The following is a 19,347-nucleotide window of genomic DNA, read 5'->3' as shown; positions in this document are numbered from 1 at the left end:
GACTGCCGGACGGGCGGCTGCCGGGTGTGCGGCTACCGGAACAGCGACCCGTAGGTCCCCATCAGGATCCGGTCGCCCGGGGTGGACTTGCGGAGATAATCCACCACTGCCCAGTCGTCGAGCGAGATGCAGCCCGCCGTCGGGATCTTCTTCATGTGCAGGAAGATCGCGAACCCTGCGTTCTGGACGATGTTGGGCCGGTTGTAGTTGATGACCACGCCCTGGCGGTAGTAGCCCAGGCTGGCGAACCACCACATGTTCTCGTCGTAGCCGACCCAGGAGGACGACTCGTGGTACTTGTTGTACGTGGCCGTCCAGGGGTTGCCGCCCCAGCGCGAGCGGGGGTTGAGCGTGCGGTAGGGGAGCTTGGTGCCGGGGTTGCCCAGGCCGAACGCCTCCGTCACGGAAAACGAACCGGTGGGGGAGAACAGGTTCCGGGTGGGACCCGATGGCACTCCCGGCGGCTTGAACCCTGAGGCGCCAACGTAACCGTCGGTCCGCCAGTCAGGCACGTATGTTCCGGCGACCTTCATGCAGTAAAGGTTGGTCGCGTGGGACTGGCCGTAGCCCTGGGTCCAGGTGAGCAGGACCCGGTTGGCGCCGTAGGTGGAGTACTTGGATTTGCCGTTGTTGAGGTTCTGGCACTCCGTCATGCCGTAGACCCGGTAACCCGCTTTCGCCACCCACCCGACGAATCCGCGCTGGAAGGCCTGGATGCATTGCCCCGTGACGCACTTCTCGTTAGCCACGGGATAGCCGAGGCTGCTGCGGGTGGCCCCGATTCGTACGTACCGGGCACCCAGTCCGCCCCTGGAGATCCAGGATCCGGTGGCGGCGGACCAGTAGACCGTTCCGCCCTGGAAACGCTGCAGGCAGCCCCCGGCCGCCTGGCCGCAGATCTTCGCACTCGTGGGATACCCCATTACCCCGGCTTCCGCCCCGGAGGCCTTCCACCGGGCGTAGAGACTTCCCTTGACCACCTGCGCGGCGGTTTTGGGGGACCAGAACACGGCGCCCCCGGTGAAGAACTGCGAACAGCCCCTGGCCTTCAGCCCGCAGACCTCGGCCGAGATCGGCAACCCGAGCCCGTTGGCCTCTCCCAGAGCGCGCCAGAGACTGCCGATGCCGCCGCGTGACCAGATTTGCTGGACACCTCTTGTGGTCCAGGCCAAGACCCGGCCAGTGGAGAACTTCTGGATGGTTCCGCCGGACACCGTGGTTTCGTCAGTGATCGGGTAGCCGTAGAGGGCCAGGCCGCCCTTGGCGGACCACCGGGGGCCGGTGTGCCCGGCTTTGCTCAGGACCGGGTGCGCGCCCGTTGCCGCGGTCCAGAAAATGGATCCGCCGGCGAACGCCTGGCTGCAGACGCCGCCGGAACAAGTCTGGTCCGCCTTCGGCGCCCCGAGGACGCCGGCGGCGCCCTTCAGCGCGGTCCACTTTGTGCCGATGGCCCCTTGGACGACGACGGCGGCCGGCGTCGAAGGTTCTTTCGTCGGCGTCGGCGTCGGCGTCGGCGTTGGTTCGGCGACGGGGACCGTCGGCTCCGCGGTGGGATCCGCCGTCGTGGTCGGAGCCGCGGTGACGTCCGCGGTCGGAGCGGTGGTGGCGGGAGCAGTGAGGGCCGGCGTCGCTGCGTCGGTGGGCGTCGCCGTCGGGCTCTCTGACGGCGACGCCGGGGTGGCGGTCTCAGCGAAGGCGGGGCCGGCTGCCAGCGGCCCCGCCGTGAGCCCGAGGACTACCGCTGCGACGAGTACGAGCTTTTTCATGGGGCATCCTCTACGGAGACAACCGGATCGCAGGTCCCGTTGCGGTCTTTGGTTTTGGCAAAGTTCGGTGCTGCGATCTCGGCGGACTTGCCGGCCGCAACGGTTTCGGTGATGAGGGTGTGCCCTGCGACCGCCGGGCCCACGGTGACGGCCACGGCCACGGTGAACACCCTGGATTTTTCGCTGCTGTTGACCAGGGTCCCCGTGAAGGACCACGACCCGTCGGCTGTGGCGGTGCAGGTGTGCTGCCGCAAGGCGTCGGGTGCGTTCAGCGAACTGGAAACATCGGCGGGTTCGGATGACGCCGGTGCCGTGGACGTCGCCGGCGGCGCCGTGGACGGTGCGGGCGTGGCCGTGGTGCCGGTTTCGCTGGGTTGGTTCGGTGCGGGCCCGCCGCTGGAGCATCCGGCCAGCGCGAGGAGCAGCACTGCTGGCAGTAGCGCTCTGTGTTTCATAGTTCCCCCAAACTCACGGCGTCCCTGCCATGGCCTGCAGTGACGTCGCAGGCGTACCGGCCGGGAAATCCCGGCGGTGTGCTTAGAGTAATGGACGCAGGGTGGATATAGGACCCCTGACCAGCGGTTTTGCGTTAAAACATGGTTTTTGTTGCGGTTTTCCGGCGGTCCGAGGGCCAGCGACGGGGGTTCCCGGGTGTAGCCCGCGTCACGGCGGGGGCCCGAAAGCTAGTAGTATGGACTCGCCGCGCGACGCTGCGACCCAATGTGAGTCTCGGTCCTTACCCCCTGCCCGCCGCCTTGGGCCGGGAGTGTTAAGGCCCGTGCTTGTGCTCCCGGATCCGCCCCTCCCGTCCCGGCGATACCCCGACCTACAAGGAACAGTTGTGCCACAAAGTACTTCCACCGAAGCTAAGAGCGCGCCGGCGCAAACCGCCGTCGTCGACTCGACCCTCAGCGCCGAGGGCTACAAGAAGTCCCTGAACGGCCGCCAGGTCACCATGATCGCCATGGGCGGCGCCATCGGCGTCGGCCTCTTCATGGGTGCCGGCGGGCGCCTGGCCTCGACCGGCCCCGCCCTGATTTTCTCCTACGCCATCGCCGGTGTGATCGCCTACCTGCTGATGCGCGCCCTCGGCGAACTCATCATGTACCGGCAGACCTCCGGCTCGTTTGTCAGTTATGCCGGCGAGATGTTCGGCCGGAAGGGCGCTTACCTGTCCGGCTGGATGTACTTCATCAACTGGGCCATGACCGGCATCGCGGAGCTCATCGCGATCGGGCTGTACTTCCAGTTCTTCTTCCCCAACGTGCCGGTAGAGCTGACCGCCATCGCGGCGCTACTGCTCCTGGTCGGCGTGAATCTGCTCAGCGTCAAGGCGTTCGGTGAGTTCGAGTTCTGGGCCTCGGTCCTCAAGGTCGCGGCCATCCTGATCTTCCTGGCCGTGGGCACCTTCATGGTGGTCACCAACGCGAAGGTCGGTGACGGCCACGCCTCGGTAAGCAACCTCTTCGCAGCCGACGGCGGCATGTTCCCCAAGGGCGCCCTGGTGATGATCCTGGTGCTGAACGCCGTGATCTTTGCCTACAACGCCATCGAACTCGTCGGCATCACGGCCGGCGAGATGGAAGACCCGGCCAAGGAGGTCCCGAAGGCCATCCGCGCCGTCGTGATCCGCATCGTGGTGTTCTACGTCGGTTCCGTGACCCTGCTGGCCATGCTGCTGCCCTCGGACCAGTACAAGGCCGGTACATCACCGTTCGTCACCGTCTTTGGCCAGATGGGCCTGCCGTGGATGGGCGACGTCATGAACATGATCGTCATCACTGCCGCGCTGTCCTCCTGCAACTCCGGCCTGTACTCGATCGGCCGGATCTTCCGCACCATGGCCAACAACGGGCACGCCCCGCAGTGGCTGACCCGGATGTCCAAGAGCCACGTGCCCTACGCCGCGATCCTGGCGATCGGCGCGGTCTACCTGGTCGGCATCCTGCTGAACATCTGGCTGGGCGGTTCGCACGCCTTCGACCTCGCACTGAACACCGCCTCGATCGGTGTCATCTTCACCTGGGGCTCGATCTTCGCCAGCCAGATCGCGCTGCGCAAGACCAAGGGCAACGCCTCCTCCCTGCCGATGCCGGGGTCGCCCTGGACCAGCTGGGCCGGGCTGGTGGCCCTGCTGGCCATCACGGTGCTGATCGGATTCGACACCATGACCAGCAAGTCCGGCGAAGTCTTCCCGCTGGGCCTGTGGACCCTGGCCACCATCCCGTTCTTCGCGGTGGTGCTCTGGCTCGGCTGGCAGAAGGTCAAGCACAACGCCCCCAAGAGCGAGCTGTACAGCTAGCATCACGGTCCTGAATGACCAACGACGGCGGCGGCCACCCGAAAGGTGGCCGCCGCCGTCGTCTGTTCCCGCCCCGTCGATTGCTCCGTAACTGCCGTTTTGGGGCTTCAAAAAGGCGCCTTTGGAGCAGCGGGTTCGGGATCTGGCCCTAGTCCTTCAAATGCCGGGCGAAATGGTCTTCGATCCGGCGCCAAGCCTCCGGTGCGGCCTGCGGATCCGGACCCACGCCGAGCACGCGCATCAGCGGACGCAGCGGCCTGGGCCCGGCCTCGGCGTCGTTGAGGAACGCGTGCCCCGCGGTCTCGAATTCCTTGACGTCGTTCTCGACGCCGAGTGAGTCGAGGACGGAGCCCAGCCGGGCCGCCGCACCGCGAAGGCTGCGGTCCTTGGCGCCGAAGTTGGCAACGATGGGACAGGCTCCGGCGAGCGCGGTTTCCGGGTCCTTGGGCAGCCGGCCGTAGTTCACCGCCGCGGAGTCGAAGCCGTCATTGGCCAGCAGCAGGGCGAAACCGCCGCCCATGCAGAAACCGATGACGCCGATTTTTCCGTTAGTGCGGCCCGAATCCAATAGCCACTGCCGCGCCGCCGCCAGGTCCGTGAACGCACGGCCCTGCCCGGCCGCCAGGGCGCGCATAGTCGACACGAGGCAGCGGCGCGCCCCGCCGTCGCTGAACAGGTCCACGGCGAGGGTCAGATAGCCGGCGGCCGCCAGCCGCTCCGCGTGCCGGACCGTGTTGCCATCCAGGCCAAAGGCTTCGTGGATCATCAGCACGGCCGGGAAGGGTCCGTCCCCTTTCGGCTCGGCCAGGTAGCCGCGGAGCCGGGGCGATCCGCCGGCGGCGGTGCCGGCCCCGCTGAGGTCGACGTTGTGCAGCTCCGTGTCCGGGGCTTTAGCCCGGTTCGCGGGATTCCTGGTCATGCGCGCTCCTGTGTCGGGCCATGCTCGGTCACGCGGGTATGTGTCCGGACAGCCTTGCCTCCGGGCACAAAAAACGGCGCCGGACATCCCCCAAAGGAATGTCCGACGCCGTCGATTTCTAGGACTAGTCGCGCTTGGCTGCGTCCTTGACGTTTTCGCCGACCTTCTTCGCGTCGGCTACAACCTGGTCCTTCTGGCCTTCGGCCTTCAGACGGTCGTTGTCCGTGGCGTTTCCGGTAGCTTCCTTGGCCTTGCCGCCGAGGTGCTCCGCTTCGTTCTGAATCTTGTCTCCGATACCCATGGTGTACTCCACCTTTCGTTTCCGGTTGAAATTCAACGCAGTTTCACCATAACACGAAGCATACTTACTAATTCAAGTCTTTCCGAGAGATGATTCGTTATGGCCCGGGCCAATGGTCAGGGGCGCGCGCCGCTAGGCTCGGGGCTATGGAGCCCACGAAAGTCACCGCCCCGCGCCTCACCCCGGTCCGGTTGGCAGACCTCACGGAGGACGCAACCCCTGACTTCCGGCGGGGGGAGCGCTACGACGGCGTCCGGTACAGCCGTGCGACGGCGGACGGGCTGGAGCTCAGCGGCACCGACTTCGTCGAGTGCGAGTTCGACGGCGCCTCTTTCAATGAGACCCAGCTGCGCGGGGCGGGCTTCCGCGACTGCGTCCTGGCCGAGGTTTACGCCCCGGTGCTCACGGCGGCCCGCGCCAGCCTGCGCGACGTCGAGATCCGCAATCCCCGCTGGGGATCGGCGGAACTGTATGAAAGCAGCTGGCAGTCGGTGCGGCTCGACGGCGGCAAGCTGGACTACGTCAACCTCCGCGGCTCGAAGCTCGTCGACGTCCAGATCAGCGACTGCATCATCGGCGAACTGGACCTCGGCTCCTGCACGGCCACCCGGCTGGCGTTGAGGAACTGCACCATCGGCAGCCTGGACTTCAGCGGCGCCCGGCTCAAGGACGTGGACCTGCGCGGCACCGGCTTCCGCTCGGTCAGCGGCCTCGGAAGCCTCGCGGGTCTGGTGATCGACGACGACCAGCTCACCCTGCTGGCCCCGCTGCTGGCGGCCCATCTGGGCATCACCGTCGCCTGAGACGCCGCCGCGTCATCCGGAGCCGTCCGGTTGACCCGCTTGACCCGCCGTGTAATCTTTATAGAACGAACGGTCGGTAATTTGATTTGCTGCCGGCCCTGCTCCCTTGGTGAAGGATGTTCTCATGGTCGAGGCTTTTCTTGTTGGCGGTGCCCGCACTCCCGTGGGGCGGTACGGCGGCGCCCTTTCCGCGGTCCGTCCCGATGACCTGGCGGCGCTGGTGGTCCGCGAAGCCGTCGCCCGCGCCGGAGTCGACCCGGACGCCATCGACGAGGTCATCCTCGGCAACGCCAACGGAGCCGGCGAGGAAAACCGCAACGTCGCGCGGATGGCCACCCTCTTGGCCGGACTTCCGCTCCACATCCCCGGCATCACGGTCAACCGGCTGTGCGCCTCCGGCCTGAGCGCCATCATCATGGCCAGCCAGATGATCAAATCCGGCGCCGCGGACATCGTGATCGCCGGCGGCGTCGAATCCATGAGCCGCGCGCCGTGGGTCCAGGAGAAACCGCAGACCGCCTTCGCTAAGCCGGGCCAGATCTTCGACACCTCCATCGGCTGGCGCTTCGCCAACCCGCTCTTCCAGAAAGGCGAACTCTCCCGCGACGGCAAGATGACTTACTCCATGCCCGAGACGGCCGAGGAAGTCGCCCGCGTGGACGGCATTTCCCGTGAAGACGCCGACGCGTTTGCGGTCCGCTCACACGAGCGTTCCCTCGCCGCGATTGCCGCCGGCCGGTTCGCGGACGAAATCGTGTCGGTGACCGTCAAGACCCGCAAGGGCGAGACGGTTGTCGACACCGACGAAGGCCCCCGGGCCGGCACCACCATGGATGTGTTGTCCGGGCTGCGCCCCGTCGTCGCGGGCGGCTCCGTGGTCACCGCGGGCAACTCCTCCACGCTCAACGACGGCGCCTCCGCGATCATCGTCGCCTCCGAAGCCGCGATCCAGAAGCTCGGCCTCACCCCGCGGGCCCGCATCATCGACGGCGCCTCGGCCGGCTGCGAGCCCGAGATCATGGGCATCGGCCCGGTCCCGGCCACCCGGAAGGTCCTCGCCCGGAGCGGACTCGACGTCGGTGACCTCGGCGCGGTCGAACTCAACGAGGCCTTCGCCACGCAGTCGCTGGCGTCCATGCGCCGGCTCGGCCTCGACCCGGAGATTGTGAACCGCGACGGCGGCGCGATCTCCCTGGGGCATCCGCTCGGCTCTTCCGGCTCCCGGATCGCCATCACCCTGCTGGGCCGGATGGAACGCGAGAACGCAAAAATCGGGCTTGCCACCATGTGCATCGGCGTCGGCCAGGGCACCGCCATGCTGCTGGAGCGCGTCTAATGGCGGCCCAGCCCGGCGGGCTGGACACCGCAGGCTTCGTCACACTCCTGGTCGAGGAGCGCGAGGACCGGCTGGTGGTCCTGCTCAACCGCCCGGAGGTCCGCAACGCGATCGACCAGCAGATGGTCGACGAGCTCCACCGCATCTGCGCGTACCTCGAACAGACCCCCAAGGTGCTGATTCTCGCCGGCACGGAAGGCGTGTTCGCGTCCGGCGCCGACATCGCGCAGTTGCGGGAACGCCGCCGCGACGACGCGCTGCAGGGCATCAACTCCACCATCTTCGTCCGGATCGCCAAACTGCCGATGCCGGTCATCGCGGCCCTCGACGGGTTCTGCCTGGGCGGCGGCGCCGAACTGGCCTACGCGGCCGACTTCCGGATCGGCACCCCCGGCGTACGGATCGGCAACCCCGAAACGGGACTCGGTATTCTTGCCGCCGCCGGGGCCAGCTGGCGGCTCAAGGAACTGGTGGGGGAGCCGGTGGCCAAGGACATCCTGCTGGCCGGCGCCGTACTCCGCGCCGACCGGGCGCTCGCCGTCGGGCTCATCACCGAGATCCACGAACCCGCGCAGCTGATGGACGCCGCCCACGCGCTGGCGGACCGGATCGCGCAGCAGGACCCGCTGGCGGTGCGGATCACCAAGTCCGTGTTCCATGCCCCGGCCGAGGCGCACCCGCTGATCGACCAGCTGGCGCAGGGCATCCTCTTCGAATCCCAAGCGAAGTTCGACCGCATGCAGGCTTTTCTGGATAAGAAATCAGCCAAAAAATCAGAGAAGAACTCGGCCCAGGAAACGGCCGGCGCGCCGGACCAGACGGCCGACCAGAATTCAGACCGGAAGAAGTAGAGATGAGCAACTCGGTACTCCCCGCTAACCTGCCCGCAACCGTTGGTGTGCTCGGCGGCGGCCGGATGGGCGCAGGCATCGCCCACGCCTTCCTGATCAACGGTGCCGACGTGCTCGTCGTCGAGCGCGACGAGGAGTCCGCCGAGGCCGCCCGCGAGCGGGTGGAGTCGGCGGCAGCCAAAAGCATCGAGCGCGGCGCCATCGACGGCAACCTCGACGAGATGGTCTCCCGGCTTGCCGTGACCGTGGACTATGACGACTTCAAGGACCGCCGGCTCGTCGTCGAGGCCGTCCCCGAGGACTGGGACCTGAAGGTCGCGTCACTGCGCGGGATCGAGGAACGGCTCGCCGCGGACGCCTACCTCGCCTCCAACACCTCCTCGCTCTCGGTCAACGGCCTGGCCCGCGAGCTGAAGCGCCCGCAGAACTTCCTGGGCTTGCACTTCTTCAACCCGGTCCCGGCGTCCACCCTGATCGAGGTCGTCCTGGGGGAGCAGACCTCGGAAACCCTCGCCCTGGCAGCCCGCGGCTGGGTGGAAGCGCTCGGCAAGACCGCCGTCGTCGTCAATGACGCCCCGGGGTTCGCTTCCTCGCGGCTTGGTGTCGCGATCGCGCTTGAGGCGATGCGGATGGTGGAGGAGGGTGTTGCCTCCGCCGAGGACATCGACAACGCCATGGTGCTGGGCTACAAACACCCCACCGGCCCGCTGCGCACTACCGACATCGTCGGGCTCGACGTCCGGCTCGGCATTGCCGAATACCTGGCCTCCACGCTCGGCGAGCGCTTCGCGCCGCCGCAGATCCTCCGGGACAAGGTGGCCCGCGGCGAACTTGGCCGTAAGACCGGCAAGGGCTTCTTCCACTGGGCCGACTGACGCCGTCTGCGGGCTAGCTTGCTGCCAGCGCGTCGAGCCGCTTTTTCATGCCGTCCATGGCGGGGCCGGCCAGTGACTGGAAGGCCGGCTTCGCAAACGGTTCGGCAAGCTTGAGCCATCCCTTGAGCCGGAATTCAGCGGTGTACCGGACCTCGGAGCCCGCGCCCGAGGGCTTGACGTCGATGGTGTCCACGGAGATGACTGTCTTGTTTTCGCCGCGCAGCTTGATGACGGTTCCCGTGAGCTCCACCACCTCGTAGATCAGCGTCTGACGCTTGCCGCGGAACTCCGCTTCGGCGTGGTAGCGGTGACCCACCGCCACCGGGCCCTCGGAAAGCTTCCTGACCACCGGCGTTCCGGGATCCCATTCCGGTGTGTGCTCGAAAGCGGAAAGATACGCGAAGGCCTCGCCGGCCTCCAGTGCGGAGCGGACCGTGCCGGTGACTGTGATCATGGGCCCAGCCTACCCAGAACGCCGGGCATTGCCAGCCCGCCCGAGCATTGGGAGCCTGCCCGCGACCGACCCCGATCAGCGACCAGGCCTGCCCGCGGCGCCACGCTTTAGGATGATGCGGTGACTACCCCGGCGCTGCCCCGCATTGAACCGATCACGCTCACCGGCCAGTACGTGGTGCTGGAGCCGCTGAACCGTGCCCACCACGACGGCCTGGTGGAAGCCGTCCGCGACGGCGAACTCTGGAAGCTCTGGTACACCTCCGTCCCCGCCCCCGAGGCCATGGCTGCCGAAATCGACCGGCGCCTGGCCCTGCAGCAGGCCGGATCGATGCTGCCGTTCACCACCCGGCTGATCGACCCGGCCACCGGCGGGCCCGGAAAGGTGATCGGCATGACCACTTACATGAACATCGACGCCGCCACGCCCCGGGTGGAAATCGGGTCCACCTGGAACGCCGCCTCCGCGCACGGCAGCGGGAGCAACGCGGACTCCAAGCTGCTGCTGCTCCGGCACGCTTTCGAAACGCTCGGCTGCCCCGCCGTCGAGTTCCGCACCCACTGGCTCAACCATCAGTCCCGCGAGGCGATCGCCCGGCTGGGTGCCAAGCAGGACGGCGTGCTGCGCAGCCACACCCGGACGGCCGACGGCGTGCTGCGCGACACCGTGGTGTATTCCATCCTGGAACACGAGTGGCCGATGGTCCGGAACGCCCTCGAGTTCAGGCTGGCGAAACGGCGCTAGGGCGCCGAATAGGTCCCGTCGGCGCTCAGTGCCGTGTAGTACGCCTGGTAGCCCTTCGCGTTCGGGTGGAAGCTGTCGGGGCTGTCCGGGACCGCGCCGTTGATCCACGGGTCTGTCGAGTAGATGCCATGGCCGGTGAAAGCGGGGCGGACGTCGACGAACTTCACCCGGGTGGCCGTGGGGTCGGTGGCCCCCACGGCCAGGGCGATGGATTCGTTCAAGCCGTTAGCCAGGTCAGTGGCCTGGTAGATGAACTTGGACGTCGAATCGGTCAGGCCGGTGGGGATCGGATCGAAGAGGTAGGGGTAGCCGGTGACCACGATCCTGGCGTTCGGAGCGGCAGCACGCACGCTCTGGATCATCGCGGCCACATCCCCGGCCAGCTGTCCGCTGACGAGCTTTGCCTTCGCCGTAGCGCTGGCCTCGGCGCACGCCCCGGCAAAGGCGGGATTGAAGATTGCCGAGCCGCAGCTGGAGACGATGTCCCCGAACCCGAGGTTGTTGCCGCCGGCAGTGATGGTCACCAGCTCTGTGGTCTTGTTCAGCTGGCGTAACTGGGTGGCCACTACCTGCTGCGTCGTCTTGCCGCTGCAGGCCGCATTGGTGACCAGCTTGATGGCCTTGGTGGTATCAGCCGCGAGTTCGGAGTAGGAGTTCTCGCTGCGGTAGCAAGTATCGTTCTTGTACAGTCCCGCGCCCTGCCCGGCGGCGTAGGAGTCGCCGAGCGCGATGTACTTTGTCTTATCCGCGGCTTGCGCGGGGGCTGCCGCCAGGCCCACCGCCAAGGCCAAGGTGGCGAGACCGGCCGCGACGGCCCTTCGCTGTCGTCGGAGTTTCAGGTTTCCCATGGTGTTCCCCTTAGTAGCACGCAGGTGCAGCACCGTGCCCTCGTGGGGTGCCAGTCCCGGCGGCAGGGGCTGAAAATGGGGCCCGGCGGCTGCCAGGTCCACCGCCACCCTACGCGGCGGCCCGGTTCCGGGTCCATGCCAATAGTCCCGACGTACCCATGTTTCGCGAATCCGCCCCTCGCAGCGGGGCCGGAACGTGCTTGACTTTCCAGATGACGAATCCTGCCCCGCGCAGCGGCCACGCCCCCGGCCTGACGGAGCCCGGTGCGGTGGACTGGGACGGGGCCGTCAATGCGTGGCACATCTCAGGCAGCGTGTACCGGATGGGGCGCCGGGAATGGCTCACCGAGGCGGGCTGGCAGCAGGCGTACGACGGCGGCGTCCGGACCGTGATCGACCTCCGCAATCCGAATGAGATCCGCCGCCGCGACACCGATCCGCCGGTGGGCGAGGCGGTCCTGGCCGCGTTCGACGTCGTGCACGCCCCCACCGAGGACCCCGGCAACAGCGAGTTCCGGGCGCTGTGCGTTCCCTACCTGAACGACCCGGCGTCGTATGCGGACAACGTCAGGATCTTCCCCGGCAAACTTGCGGCGGTGTTCAAGGCCGTGGCGGCAGCGTCCGGCGGCGTCGTTATCCATTGCTCCGCCGGCCGCGACCGCAGCGGACTGGTGGCGGCGATGCTCCAGGACCTGGGCGGCGCGGGGGAGGCTGAAATCGCCCTGGCGTACGAGCGCGCCGTGCGGGGCATCAACGAATACCGCCGGGTCTCCGGGGTCCCGCATCCGCATGAGAGGTACCTGCCCGAGGAGGTCCTCGTGCCCCTGATCGAACGGCGCCAGGAAAGCCTGCTGGGGTTTGTGCGGCAGGTGCGGACCGCGGAGTTTTTGGGCCACAATGGCGTAACGGTCCCGGAGGTCACTGCCATTCTGCGCAAACTGGGGCGCTAGAGTAACCGGGTGAAGACTCCCAGGTACCAGTCGGTGATGCGCGCCGTGGCGGCCGTCGCCGTCGCGCTCGCGGGGTCGTCGCTGGCCGTCCCCGCCCTTGCGGAAGCCGGGCCCTCCGAGCCCGCATCGCCGGCTGCCTCCCCGTCGGCTGCGCCGTCCCCGCAGGCAGGCATCAGCGACGCCGGACTCGCCGAAGCGGTCCGCCGGGACCTGGGCATGACGCTCGAGGAGTTCAACGCTGCCGGTGCGCTGGCCAAGCGGGCCGCCGAAGCCGCGTCCGGCCTCCGGGGGTTGCCGGGCTACGTCGGAATCCGGCTGCAGGACGGGAAAATTGTCGTGGAAGGCTCCGGCGCGCAGCTCCAAGCCCGGATCGGCGAACTCAACTCCGCCGGTCCGGCCGAATTCACGCTGCATGCCCCCACGCTGGATGCGCCGGCGCCGGAGGTAACCGCGCCGCCGGCAGAGGCCCAGGCCGCCCCGGAACTGGTCGCCGGCAGCACGGAACAGCTCTTCCAGGCCTACGTCCGTGAGGTGGGACCGGCCGGGCTGCAGGCGGTGGCGTACGCAGACGGCCACTTCATCATCCGCACCGGCGGCACCAACACCCCGGAGAAGCAGGACCCGGAAGCCCCGCCCGCCGGGAGCCCGAACCGGGCTGCGGAACCGGCCGCAGGGAAAATCTCGCCCGCCGACTTCGTGTCACGGTACGCCAACGTGCTGCTGGAAAAGGGCACGGCCATCAAGACCGAGGATGACTTGTTCGGCGGCCAAGGCTACGTGATTGACAACATGACTATTTGCTCGGCCGGCTTCGGAGCCTTTGATCCCAGCGGCCTGCCGCTGGTACTGACAGCCGGGCACTGCGCCGAAGACGGAAAGGCGGTCAACGCCGACGTCGAGCCGCCCACCGCGGCGCCCGCGGGAGGGTCGACGACGGCGCTTCCGGCTGTCCTTTCACGCCTCGGCACGTTCGGGTTCAGCCAGTTCGGCGGACCGCAGAACTCGCCCATCACCGGCTCGGAGGCGAGCCCCGGCAACATCGGCACGGACATCGCCGTCCTCAAGGGCCTGCGGCCCGGACTGCACGTCCAGCCTTCCGCCACCACATGGGAAAACCCGGCCAGCCCGGCACAGACCGCCGTGAAGATCGTCGGAACGGCGGCCCCGTACCAGGGCCAAGCGGTCTGCCGCTCCGGCCGCACCGACGGCTGGTCCTGCGGCACCGTCGCCGAGACCGGCATCTACGTCGCCGCCGGCAATCCCACCGCCGGCACCACCTGCGCCGACGCCAACGGCATGCCGGTCACCCCCTGCGATCTGCGCGCCTTCAAGGGTTTCCTGTCCTACGACGTCACCTCCAGCGGCGGAGACTCCGGAGGGCCTTGGATCAGCGGCAACTACGCCGTCGGCACGCACTCGGCGGGGGAACCCCAGGGTGCCCCCAACTTCGCCGTCGCGACCTCCCTTGAGGACGCCCTGTCCCACATCCCGGGCGGCGTCCAGCTCCAGCTCTTCCTGAACAAACCCGAGTTGACCGGCAACCCGGGCGGCGCCGAGGCGGTGGCCGGCGAGCCGATCACGGGCAGCGTCCGTGCCGAACCCAACACCGTGCTGCCGGCGGGCACCACAGTGCGCATCACTATTGCGGGCCCGCACGCCCTGGCCGGGCAGAGCCTTGAGGTCTCCGTAGGGCGCTCGGGGACCTGGTCGTTCCCGGCTCCACTGCCCGCCGGGCCGCTCACCTTCACGGCCACAACGCTCAACGGCTTCAGCCGGTCGGTGCCGGCGTCGTTCACGGTGACCGTGGTGCCGTCAACCCCTGCCGCGCCCACGCTGACGACGCCGACCCGCGAACCGGTCGGTTCGCTCACCCGGATCGAGGGCACCGGGATGCCCGGCGCCGCGGTGACGTTGTCCGGCGACGTGGCCGGCGCCGGAACGGTGCCACTCGACGGCCACTGGACGGTGCGCCTGGACCGCCCGGCGCCCTACGGCAAGGTGGACGTGTCGGCCGTGCTCTCGACAGCGGGGGCGCCGGACAGCCCCGCCGCGGTGGCAACCTTCACGGTCCGCCCGCCTGCCCCGGCCGTCTCCGGTATCACCGACGGCGCGCAGATCCGCAGCGACTCGCGTCCGCGGACTATCCAGGGCACCGGCGTCGACGGCGCCGAGGTGAAGGTGCTGATTGACGGAAAACCTTTGGCCGCTAGGGCCGCCGGCGGAGCGGCGGCCGGTTCCCGGACCGTTACCCTGGCGCTGCCGCAACTGGTGGTATCGGAAGGGCGCTGGAGTGTTCCCTTCCCGGCCGACCTGGCTCCCGGCCGCCATACTTTGTCCGTGACCCAGTCGGTCGACGGGGTCACGTCGGTACCGCGGAAGGTGGCGTTCACGATTTTGGCGGCACCGGCGGCAACCCCGGTGGATCCCGGAACCCCGGCTGATCCCGCCGAGCCCGGCGCTCCAGCTGACGCCGCCGTCCCGGCCGCCCCGGCTTCTCCAGTTGCCCCGGCCACCCCGGCGGCCACGGCCAACGCCGACGGGCCGGTGGCGGTGACCGCCGGCTCCGGCCAACTCGCGGACACCGGGGCCGGAACGATCCTGACGACAGTCGGCCTTGCCGCGGGCGCGATGCTGCTGGGCGGCGTCGTCCTGGTCGGGGTCCAAGTGGCCGGAGCGCGGCGGCGGCGCATCATCCGCTAGGGGCTGCCCGGCCCCGCCTGCCGTCGTCCTAGCCGAAATCAGCGACGTAGCTGGGCAGCCCGGCGGCTTAGCGGCCGTGCCGGCCGTGGTCCCGCCACGTGTCCGATTCGACTACTTGGACCGCAACACCGAGGGTGCCCTTCTTGAGGCTGCCCCAGGCATACACAATCGTGTTCTTGCCCTTGGTGACCGGAATGTCAGCCGGGCCGATCAGGGGTTTGGTGGTCCCGGCGGCCGCGACCGAGGCGGACACGGTCCCGGCCTTCAGCGTCAGCACTTCCTGGTCCGGGTTCGTCAGGTCCTCGATGACAGCAGTCTTGCCGGCAAGGACGTCCACGGCGGGAGCCGCCGCTACGTGCCTGACTGTCAGCTTGCCCTGGCCCCGGGGGCTGGGCGAGGTGTCGTTCTTGAACAGGGTGGCGGTGGGATCCCCGTCCTCATCCAGGTGGGCCACAGCGGTGTAGTTCCGTCCCTCCCTGAGCTTGACCTCGACCGGGCCGATCACCGCATCGTCGGCACTCTTGGCGTTGGCGGCGGTGACGGCAATCTTGTAGCTGCCGCCCTCGAGCTTCAACGGGCCCGCGAGCTTGCCGGGCTTGAAGTCGTCCAGGGTGAGCTTGCCGTTCACCCACACGTCCACGGTGAGGCCGGGAACGCCGTGCAGGACGGATAGGACGGCATCGTCGCCGTGGTGCCTGCCGCCGTCGTGCTTTCCACCGGCCTGGGCCGGGGCGGCAAAAGCGAGAGCGGCCACCATTGACACGGCGCCGGCGGCATAAACGGTTTTACGCATTTCAAACTCCTCGTTGAGTTGCCCGGATTCGGGCGGTGATTTGCTTACACCGTTACTACCGGCCGGGGACCCGCTTTGGATGCAGCCGGTGGGAACTTTGCCTGAACCCGCGGCTTCGCCGACGGCCGGCGGGCGCCGCCGTGCGAGGGGGGCGTGGTGCGTGGCGAGCGGGACCGACCGGCCCCGCCCGCCGTCGTCCTAGCCGAAATCAGCGACGTAGCTGGGCACTCCAACTGCGTCTGTCGAGACCGCTGCGCCGGTGTCATTGACGACGTGGTCCAGCGTCCCGGCGCCGAGGTTGACCGTCAGCAGGCCGTGGAGCTTCACGCCGGGCGTGACCGGAACTTCGAAGCCCCTGGTGGCGTGGATAGTGGGGTCGACGTTGTTGTAGACGTAGCTGCCGCCGCCCCAGAGTTCGTGCGTGCGCACCGAGTCGGCGACCTTGTAGCCAGCCCAGCCCAGGACACCGTCATGCTGCCATGCGGCCTGGTTGGGAGCGTCGTACGGCAGTTCGTTCTGGAAGAACACTGTCCTGCCATGCTCACCGTTCCACGTGACGTTGTACTTCTGGTAGTGCTCCACGAACAGGCCGGTGGCAGTGACATGGTCACCGTTGACGATGACGCCAAAGTCCGCGGTGTTGGAGGTCCAGCCCACACCCTTGCCGTGGTCGGCGCGCCAGGCCCAGATGTGGTCCAGGAGCACATTGTCGCTGTTGACTTCGAGGCTGAGCGTGGCCTTGCCGACATGCGGTCCGCCGATGCGGAAGAACACATCGTGGAGCGAGGTGGGGTTGGCGGGATCGCTGTGCCGACCGGCGTTGCCGGGGTTGGGCGCCTTCCCGATCCGCATCAGCGCCGGTGAGTTCACGGTTCCGGCGTCGATGGTGATGCCGGCGATCTGGGCGCCGGGGACGTCCGCGACGGTCAGGGGAACGGCGCCGTCGACGGCGGTGAGGGTGGCCATGCCGAGCCCGAGCACGACGGTGTTGGCGCGCTTGACCTCGATGCCGCTGTCAATGTCGTAAACGCCCGGGGTGAACAGCAGGTTCTTGCCCCGGGCCAGCTGGGAGTTGATGGTCTTGGCCGAGTCGGACGGCCGGGCGACGAAGAAGTCGGACAGCGGGATGCTGCGGCCCGCCGTCGGGCCGTTTTCCCACGTGGTGCCGGCGGAGTCTGTCCGGACCGCGGGAACGAAGACGCTGTACCGGCCCGCGGCGTCGATGGTCAGGTACGGCTTCTCGCGGCTGACAGGGGTGCTGGGCAGAGTGGTGTACGGCGGGTTCGGGAAGGACTGGGCCGGGGCGCCGTTGACTCCGGAGAACACCTGGTTCCAGACGCCGTTGGACCAGCCGCCGATGCTGCTGTCGCGGACGTAGTACTGCTGCTGCGAACCGTTGATGACGGTACCGGTCTTCGAATCGGAAATGTAACCGCCGCTGGCGTACTGCGGGCCGGCGGTGCAGTAATCCATCAGGGAGAGATTCCCGCCGGTGACATTGACCCGCCGCATGGGGGAGGCCTGCGACGCGGCCCAGAAGTTCGCCGAACCGCGGCAGCCGTCGAGCCCGGTGACGTTGATGCTGAGATTGGAGACCGAGCGCCAGAAGTTGTTCAGGGCGATGCAATTGTCCGCGGTCAGGCACCGGTTGTACGCGTCGACGTGGCCGTTGATCGTCACGTCGGTGGGCGAGGCGCCAAGGCCGGCTACTTCGGTGGAGTAGCCAACCTGGACGATCAGGGGCTTCTCCGCGCTGCCGTAGGTGCCGGGCTTGAACAGCAGGGAGTAGCGGTTGGTGCCCATCTCATCGTCGACCTGTTTGGCCGCAATGGCGTCGACCTCGGCCTGGATGTCGGCGACGGGCATGCCCGGATCGAAGATGCGCACGTTGGGGCCAAAATCAGGGGCCGCCGCGGGCTTCGCCTTCGCCGGGGCCGTCGCCGCCAGAGCGGTGGCCGGGGCGGTGGCATTGGCGGCCGGGGCGGCGCCGGCGCCCAGCACACCGAGCATCACCGCCACCGTTCCGGCCAACAGCCGGCTGAGGTGGTGCGTTGGCGTCCGGAACGGTGCCGGGAGGGCCGCACGGTGGCGGCGGAGGTGGGCTAGCGGCATTGCTTGTCCTGCTCTCGTTGGGGTGCGGATGTGCACGGGCTGTGGAGTGGAGCAAAGGAATTGAGGCGCCCGCCGCCGGGGAAGGCATGGTGTGGGAGCGCTCCCGCCGGGAAGCCTAACACCGCCCTCCGGGGCGGGCAAGAGTCCGGATTCGGCCCACGGCGTTGCCTTGACAATCCCCTGTGATGTGCGACACCATGCTGGTGAGAGCGCTCCCATAGTAGGTTTGGGAGCGCTCCCAAATTTGGGCACATCGCCCCGCACTCTCCGTGCCATATCCCGACAAAGGAGTCCCCGCGTGAAATTTCCCCGCAAGCTAGCCGCCCTGTCGGCGTCAGCAGCCTGCCTCACCCTCGCCCTGAGCGGCTGCGGAGCAGATGCGCCCAAGGCCGCCGCGCCCACGGCTGAAACCGGCAAGGAGCCGGTAACCCTGACCCTTGCCACCTTCAACGAGTTCGGCTACGAGGGCTTGCTCAAGGAGTACGAATCCCTCAACCCGAACGTCAAAATTCAGCACAAGAAGGCCGCCACCACCAACGAAGCGCGCGATAACCTCACCACCCGCCTGGCCGCAGGATCCGGCCTGTCGGACGTCGAAGCCATCGAGGTCGACTGGCTCTCCGAACTCAAGCAGTATCCCGATCAGTTCGTGGACCTGAAGGATCCCGCCGTCGAGGGCCGCTGGCTGGATTGGAAGACCGAGGCGGCAACCACCCAGGACGGCCACCTCATCGGCTACGGCACGGACTCCGGTCCCGAAGCTGTCTGCTACAACTCGGCACTGCTCAAGGCCGCGGGTCTGCCCACGGACCGCGAATCCGTTGCCCAGATGCTCGGCACCACCTGGGACAGCTACTTTGACGCCGGCAAGAAGTTTGTTGCCGCGAAGACCGGCGCGGCCTGGTTCGACTCCGCCGGAGCCATCTACCAGGGCATGAGCAACCAGCTGGAGAAGGCCTATGAAAACGAGGACGGCACCGTCATCGCCGCCGACAACCCGGCCGTGAAGGACATCTACACCAAGGTCCTCAACGCCTCGACGAAGGACAACCTGTCGGCGCACCTGGGTCAGTGGAGCAACGACTGGGTGGCCGGCTTCCAGTCCCAGAAGTTCGCCACCACCCTCTGCCCGGGCTGGATGCTGGGTGTGATCGAGGGCAACGCCACCGGCGTCAAAGGATGGGACGTCGCCAACGTCTTCCCCGGCGGCGGCGGAAACTGGGGCGGTTCGTACCTGACCGTGCCGGCGCAGGGCAAGCACCAGGCCGAAGCCAAGAAGCTCGCGGCCTGGCTGACCGCCCCCGAACAGCAGATCAAGGCTTTCACCGCCAAGGGAACCTTCCCGAGCCAGGTCAAGGCGCTCGACAGCGAGGCGCTGCTGGGCCAGACAAACAAGTTCTTCAACAACGCCCCCACCGGCAAGATCTTCGCCGAGCGGGCCAAGGCAGTGGGTGCCACCCCGTTCAAGGGCCCGAAGTTCTTCGCCATCAACGACGCCATGCAGCAGGCCCTCACGCGTGTGGACGTGGACAAGAAGGACGACGCCGAGTCCTCCTGGGCGAAGTTCCTCACCGCTGTGAAGTCCCTGTAAGT

At 67.9% G+C, this 19,347-nt stretch carries 17 protein-coding genes; 9 read left to right on the top strand and 8 right to left on the bottom strand.

What is annotated here, in order from left to right:
- Positions 1-32 precede the first annotated feature (32 nt).
- Positions 33-1,766 (bottom strand): hypothetical protein, encoded by a 1,734-nt coding sequence (locus AC1MBE_RS06645; RefSeq protein ID WP_479781750.1) that lies wholly within the window; start codon positions 1,764-1,766, stop codon positions 33-35.
- A complete protein-coding gene (locus tag AC1MBE_RS06640; RefSeq protein ID WP_479781748.1) occupies positions 1,763-2,221 on the bottom strand; it encodes a hypothetical protein in 459 nt (152 codons plus the stop codon). Before AC1MBE_RS06640 ends, AC1MBE_RS06645 begins: the two co-directional genes overlap by 4 nt.
- Before the next feature lie 386 nt (positions 2,222-2,607).
- Between AC1MBE_RS06640 and AC1MBE_RS06635 the strand changes: the two genes are divergently transcribed.
- Entirely contained in the window at positions 2,608-4,068 is a 1,461-nt protein-coding gene (locus tag AC1MBE_RS06635) for an amino acid permease (protein WP_479781746.1), read from the top strand.
- A gap of 148 nt (positions 4,069-4,216) precedes the next feature.
- On the opposite strand, the gene AC1MBE_RS06630 is transcribed toward AC1MBE_RS06635, so the two are convergent.
- Both AC1MBE_RS06630 and AC1MBE_RS06625 read right to left on the bottom strand, forming a co-directional pair.
- Positions 4,217-4,987, bottom strand: a complete 771-nt coding sequence (locus AC1MBE_RS06630) for a dienelactone hydrolase family protein (RefSeq protein ID WP_479781744.1) — start codon at positions 4,985-4,987, stop codon at positions 4,217-4,219.
- A 124-nt stretch (positions 4,988-5,111) separates the two neighbouring features.
- On the bottom strand, positions 5,112-5,288 hold the full coding sequence (locus tag AC1MBE_RS06625) for a CsbD family protein (protein ID WP_346957777.1): 177 nt from the start codon (positions 5,286-5,288) through the stop codon (positions 5,112-5,114).
- Between the two features lie 146 nt (positions 5,289-5,434).
- Here AC1MBE_RS06625 and AC1MBE_RS06620 point away from each other — a divergent pair, with 146 nt between their 5' ends.
- The 4 genes from AC1MBE_RS06620 to AC1MBE_RS06605 all read left to right on the top strand — a co-directional run bounded on the left by AC1MBE_RS06620 (position 5,435) and on the right by AC1MBE_RS06605 (position 9,153).
- Positions 5,435-6,091 (top strand): pentapeptide repeat-containing protein, encoded by a 657-nt coding sequence (locus AC1MBE_RS06620; RefSeq protein WP_479781742.1) that lies wholly within the window; start codon positions 5,435-5,437, stop codon positions 6,089-6,091.
- A 124-nt stretch (positions 6,092-6,215) separates the two neighbouring features.
- The gene (locus AC1MBE_RS06615) at positions 6,216-7,427 is read left to right on the top strand and encodes a thiolase family protein (RefSeq protein ID WP_479781740.1); all 1,212 of its coding nucleotides are present in this window, start codon (positions 6,216-6,218) and stop codon (positions 7,425-7,427) included.
- Positions 7,427-8,278 (top strand): enoyl-CoA hydratase/isomerase family protein, encoded by an 852-nt coding sequence (locus tag AC1MBE_RS06610; RefSeq protein ID WP_479781738.1) that lies wholly within the window; start codon positions 7,427-7,429, stop codon positions 8,276-8,278. The genes AC1MBE_RS06615 and AC1MBE_RS06610 overlap by 1 nt, the downstream gene beginning before the upstream one ends.
- A 2-nt stretch (positions 8,279-8,280) precedes the next feature.
- Positions 8,281-9,153, top strand: a complete 873-nt coding sequence (locus AC1MBE_RS06605; RefSeq protein ID WP_479781736.1) for a 3-hydroxyacyl-CoA dehydrogenase family protein — start codon at positions 8,281-8,283, stop codon at positions 9,151-9,153.
- A gap of 13 nt (positions 9,154-9,166) precedes the next feature.
- Here the strand turns inward: AC1MBE_RS06605 and AC1MBE_RS06600 are convergent, their stop codons facing one another.
- Positions 9,167-9,607 (bottom strand): SRPBCC family protein, encoded by a 441-nt coding sequence (locus tag AC1MBE_RS06600; protein ID WP_479781734.1) that lies wholly within the window; start codon positions 9,605-9,607, stop codon positions 9,167-9,169.
- Positions 9,608-9,742: 135 nt separating this feature from the next.
- On the opposite strand from AC1MBE_RS06600, the gene AC1MBE_RS06595 reads away from it, so the two are divergent.
- Complete coding sequence (locus tag AC1MBE_RS06595) at positions 9,743-10,351, top strand: GNAT family N-acetyltransferase (RefSeq protein ID WP_479782510.1); 609 nt, start codon at positions 9,743-9,745, stop codon at positions 10,349-10,351.
- On the opposite strand, the gene AC1MBE_RS06590 is transcribed toward AC1MBE_RS06595, so the two are convergent.
- Entirely contained in the window at positions 10,348-11,199 is an 852-nt protein-coding gene (locus tag AC1MBE_RS06590) for an SGNH/GDSL hydrolase family protein (RefSeq protein ID WP_479781732.1), read from the bottom strand. The genes AC1MBE_RS06595 and AC1MBE_RS06590 overlap by 4 nt on opposite strands.
- 212 nt (positions 11,200-11,411) lie before the next feature.
- Here AC1MBE_RS06590 and AC1MBE_RS06585 point away from each other — a divergent pair, with 212 nt between their 5' ends.
- Both AC1MBE_RS06585 and AC1MBE_RS06580 read left to right on the top strand, forming a co-directional pair.
- The gene (locus tag AC1MBE_RS06585; protein WP_479781730.1) at positions 11,412-12,149 is read left to right on the top strand and encodes a tyrosine-protein phosphatase; all 738 of its coding nucleotides are present in this window, start codon (positions 11,412-11,414) and stop codon (positions 12,147-12,149) included.
- A gap of 9 nt (positions 12,150-12,158) precedes the next feature.
- Positions 12,159-14,849 carry a S1 family peptidase gene (locus AC1MBE_RS06580; RefSeq protein WP_479781728.1) on the top strand — a complete coding sequence of 897 codons (2,691 nt, stop codon included), beginning with the start codon at positions 12,159-12,161 and terminating at the stop codon, positions 14,847-14,849.
- A 67-nt stretch (positions 14,850-14,916) separates the two neighbouring features.
- Here the strand turns inward: AC1MBE_RS06580 and AC1MBE_RS06575 are convergent, their stop codons facing one another.
- Positions 14,917-15,642, bottom strand: coding sequence for a DUF4397 domain-containing protein (locus AC1MBE_RS06575; protein ID WP_479781726.1), 726 nt, complete (start codon positions 15,640-15,642; stop codon positions 14,917-14,919).
- 198 nt (positions 15,643-15,840) lie between these two features.
- A complete protein-coding gene (locus AC1MBE_RS06570; RefSeq protein ID WP_479782508.1) occupies positions 15,841-17,652 on the bottom strand; it encodes an adenylyl cyclase in 1,812 nt (603 codons plus the stop codon).
- A 400-nt stretch (positions 17,653-18,052) separates the two neighbouring features.
- Between AC1MBE_RS06570 and AC1MBE_RS06565 the strand changes: the two genes are divergently transcribed.
- Positions 18,053-19,345 carry an ABC transporter substrate-binding protein gene (locus tag AC1MBE_RS06565; RefSeq protein WP_479781724.1) on the top strand — a complete coding sequence of 431 codons (1,293 nt, stop codon included), beginning with the start codon at positions 18,053-18,055 and terminating at the stop codon, positions 19,343-19,345.
- The last annotated feature ends 2 nt before the right edge of the window (positions 19,346-19,347 follow it).

This window comes from Arthrobacter sp. BG5, assembly GCF_056680155.1.
The sequence above is the reverse complement of the archived record's forward strand: the minus strand, read 5'-3'. Positions and strand labels throughout refer to the sequence as shown.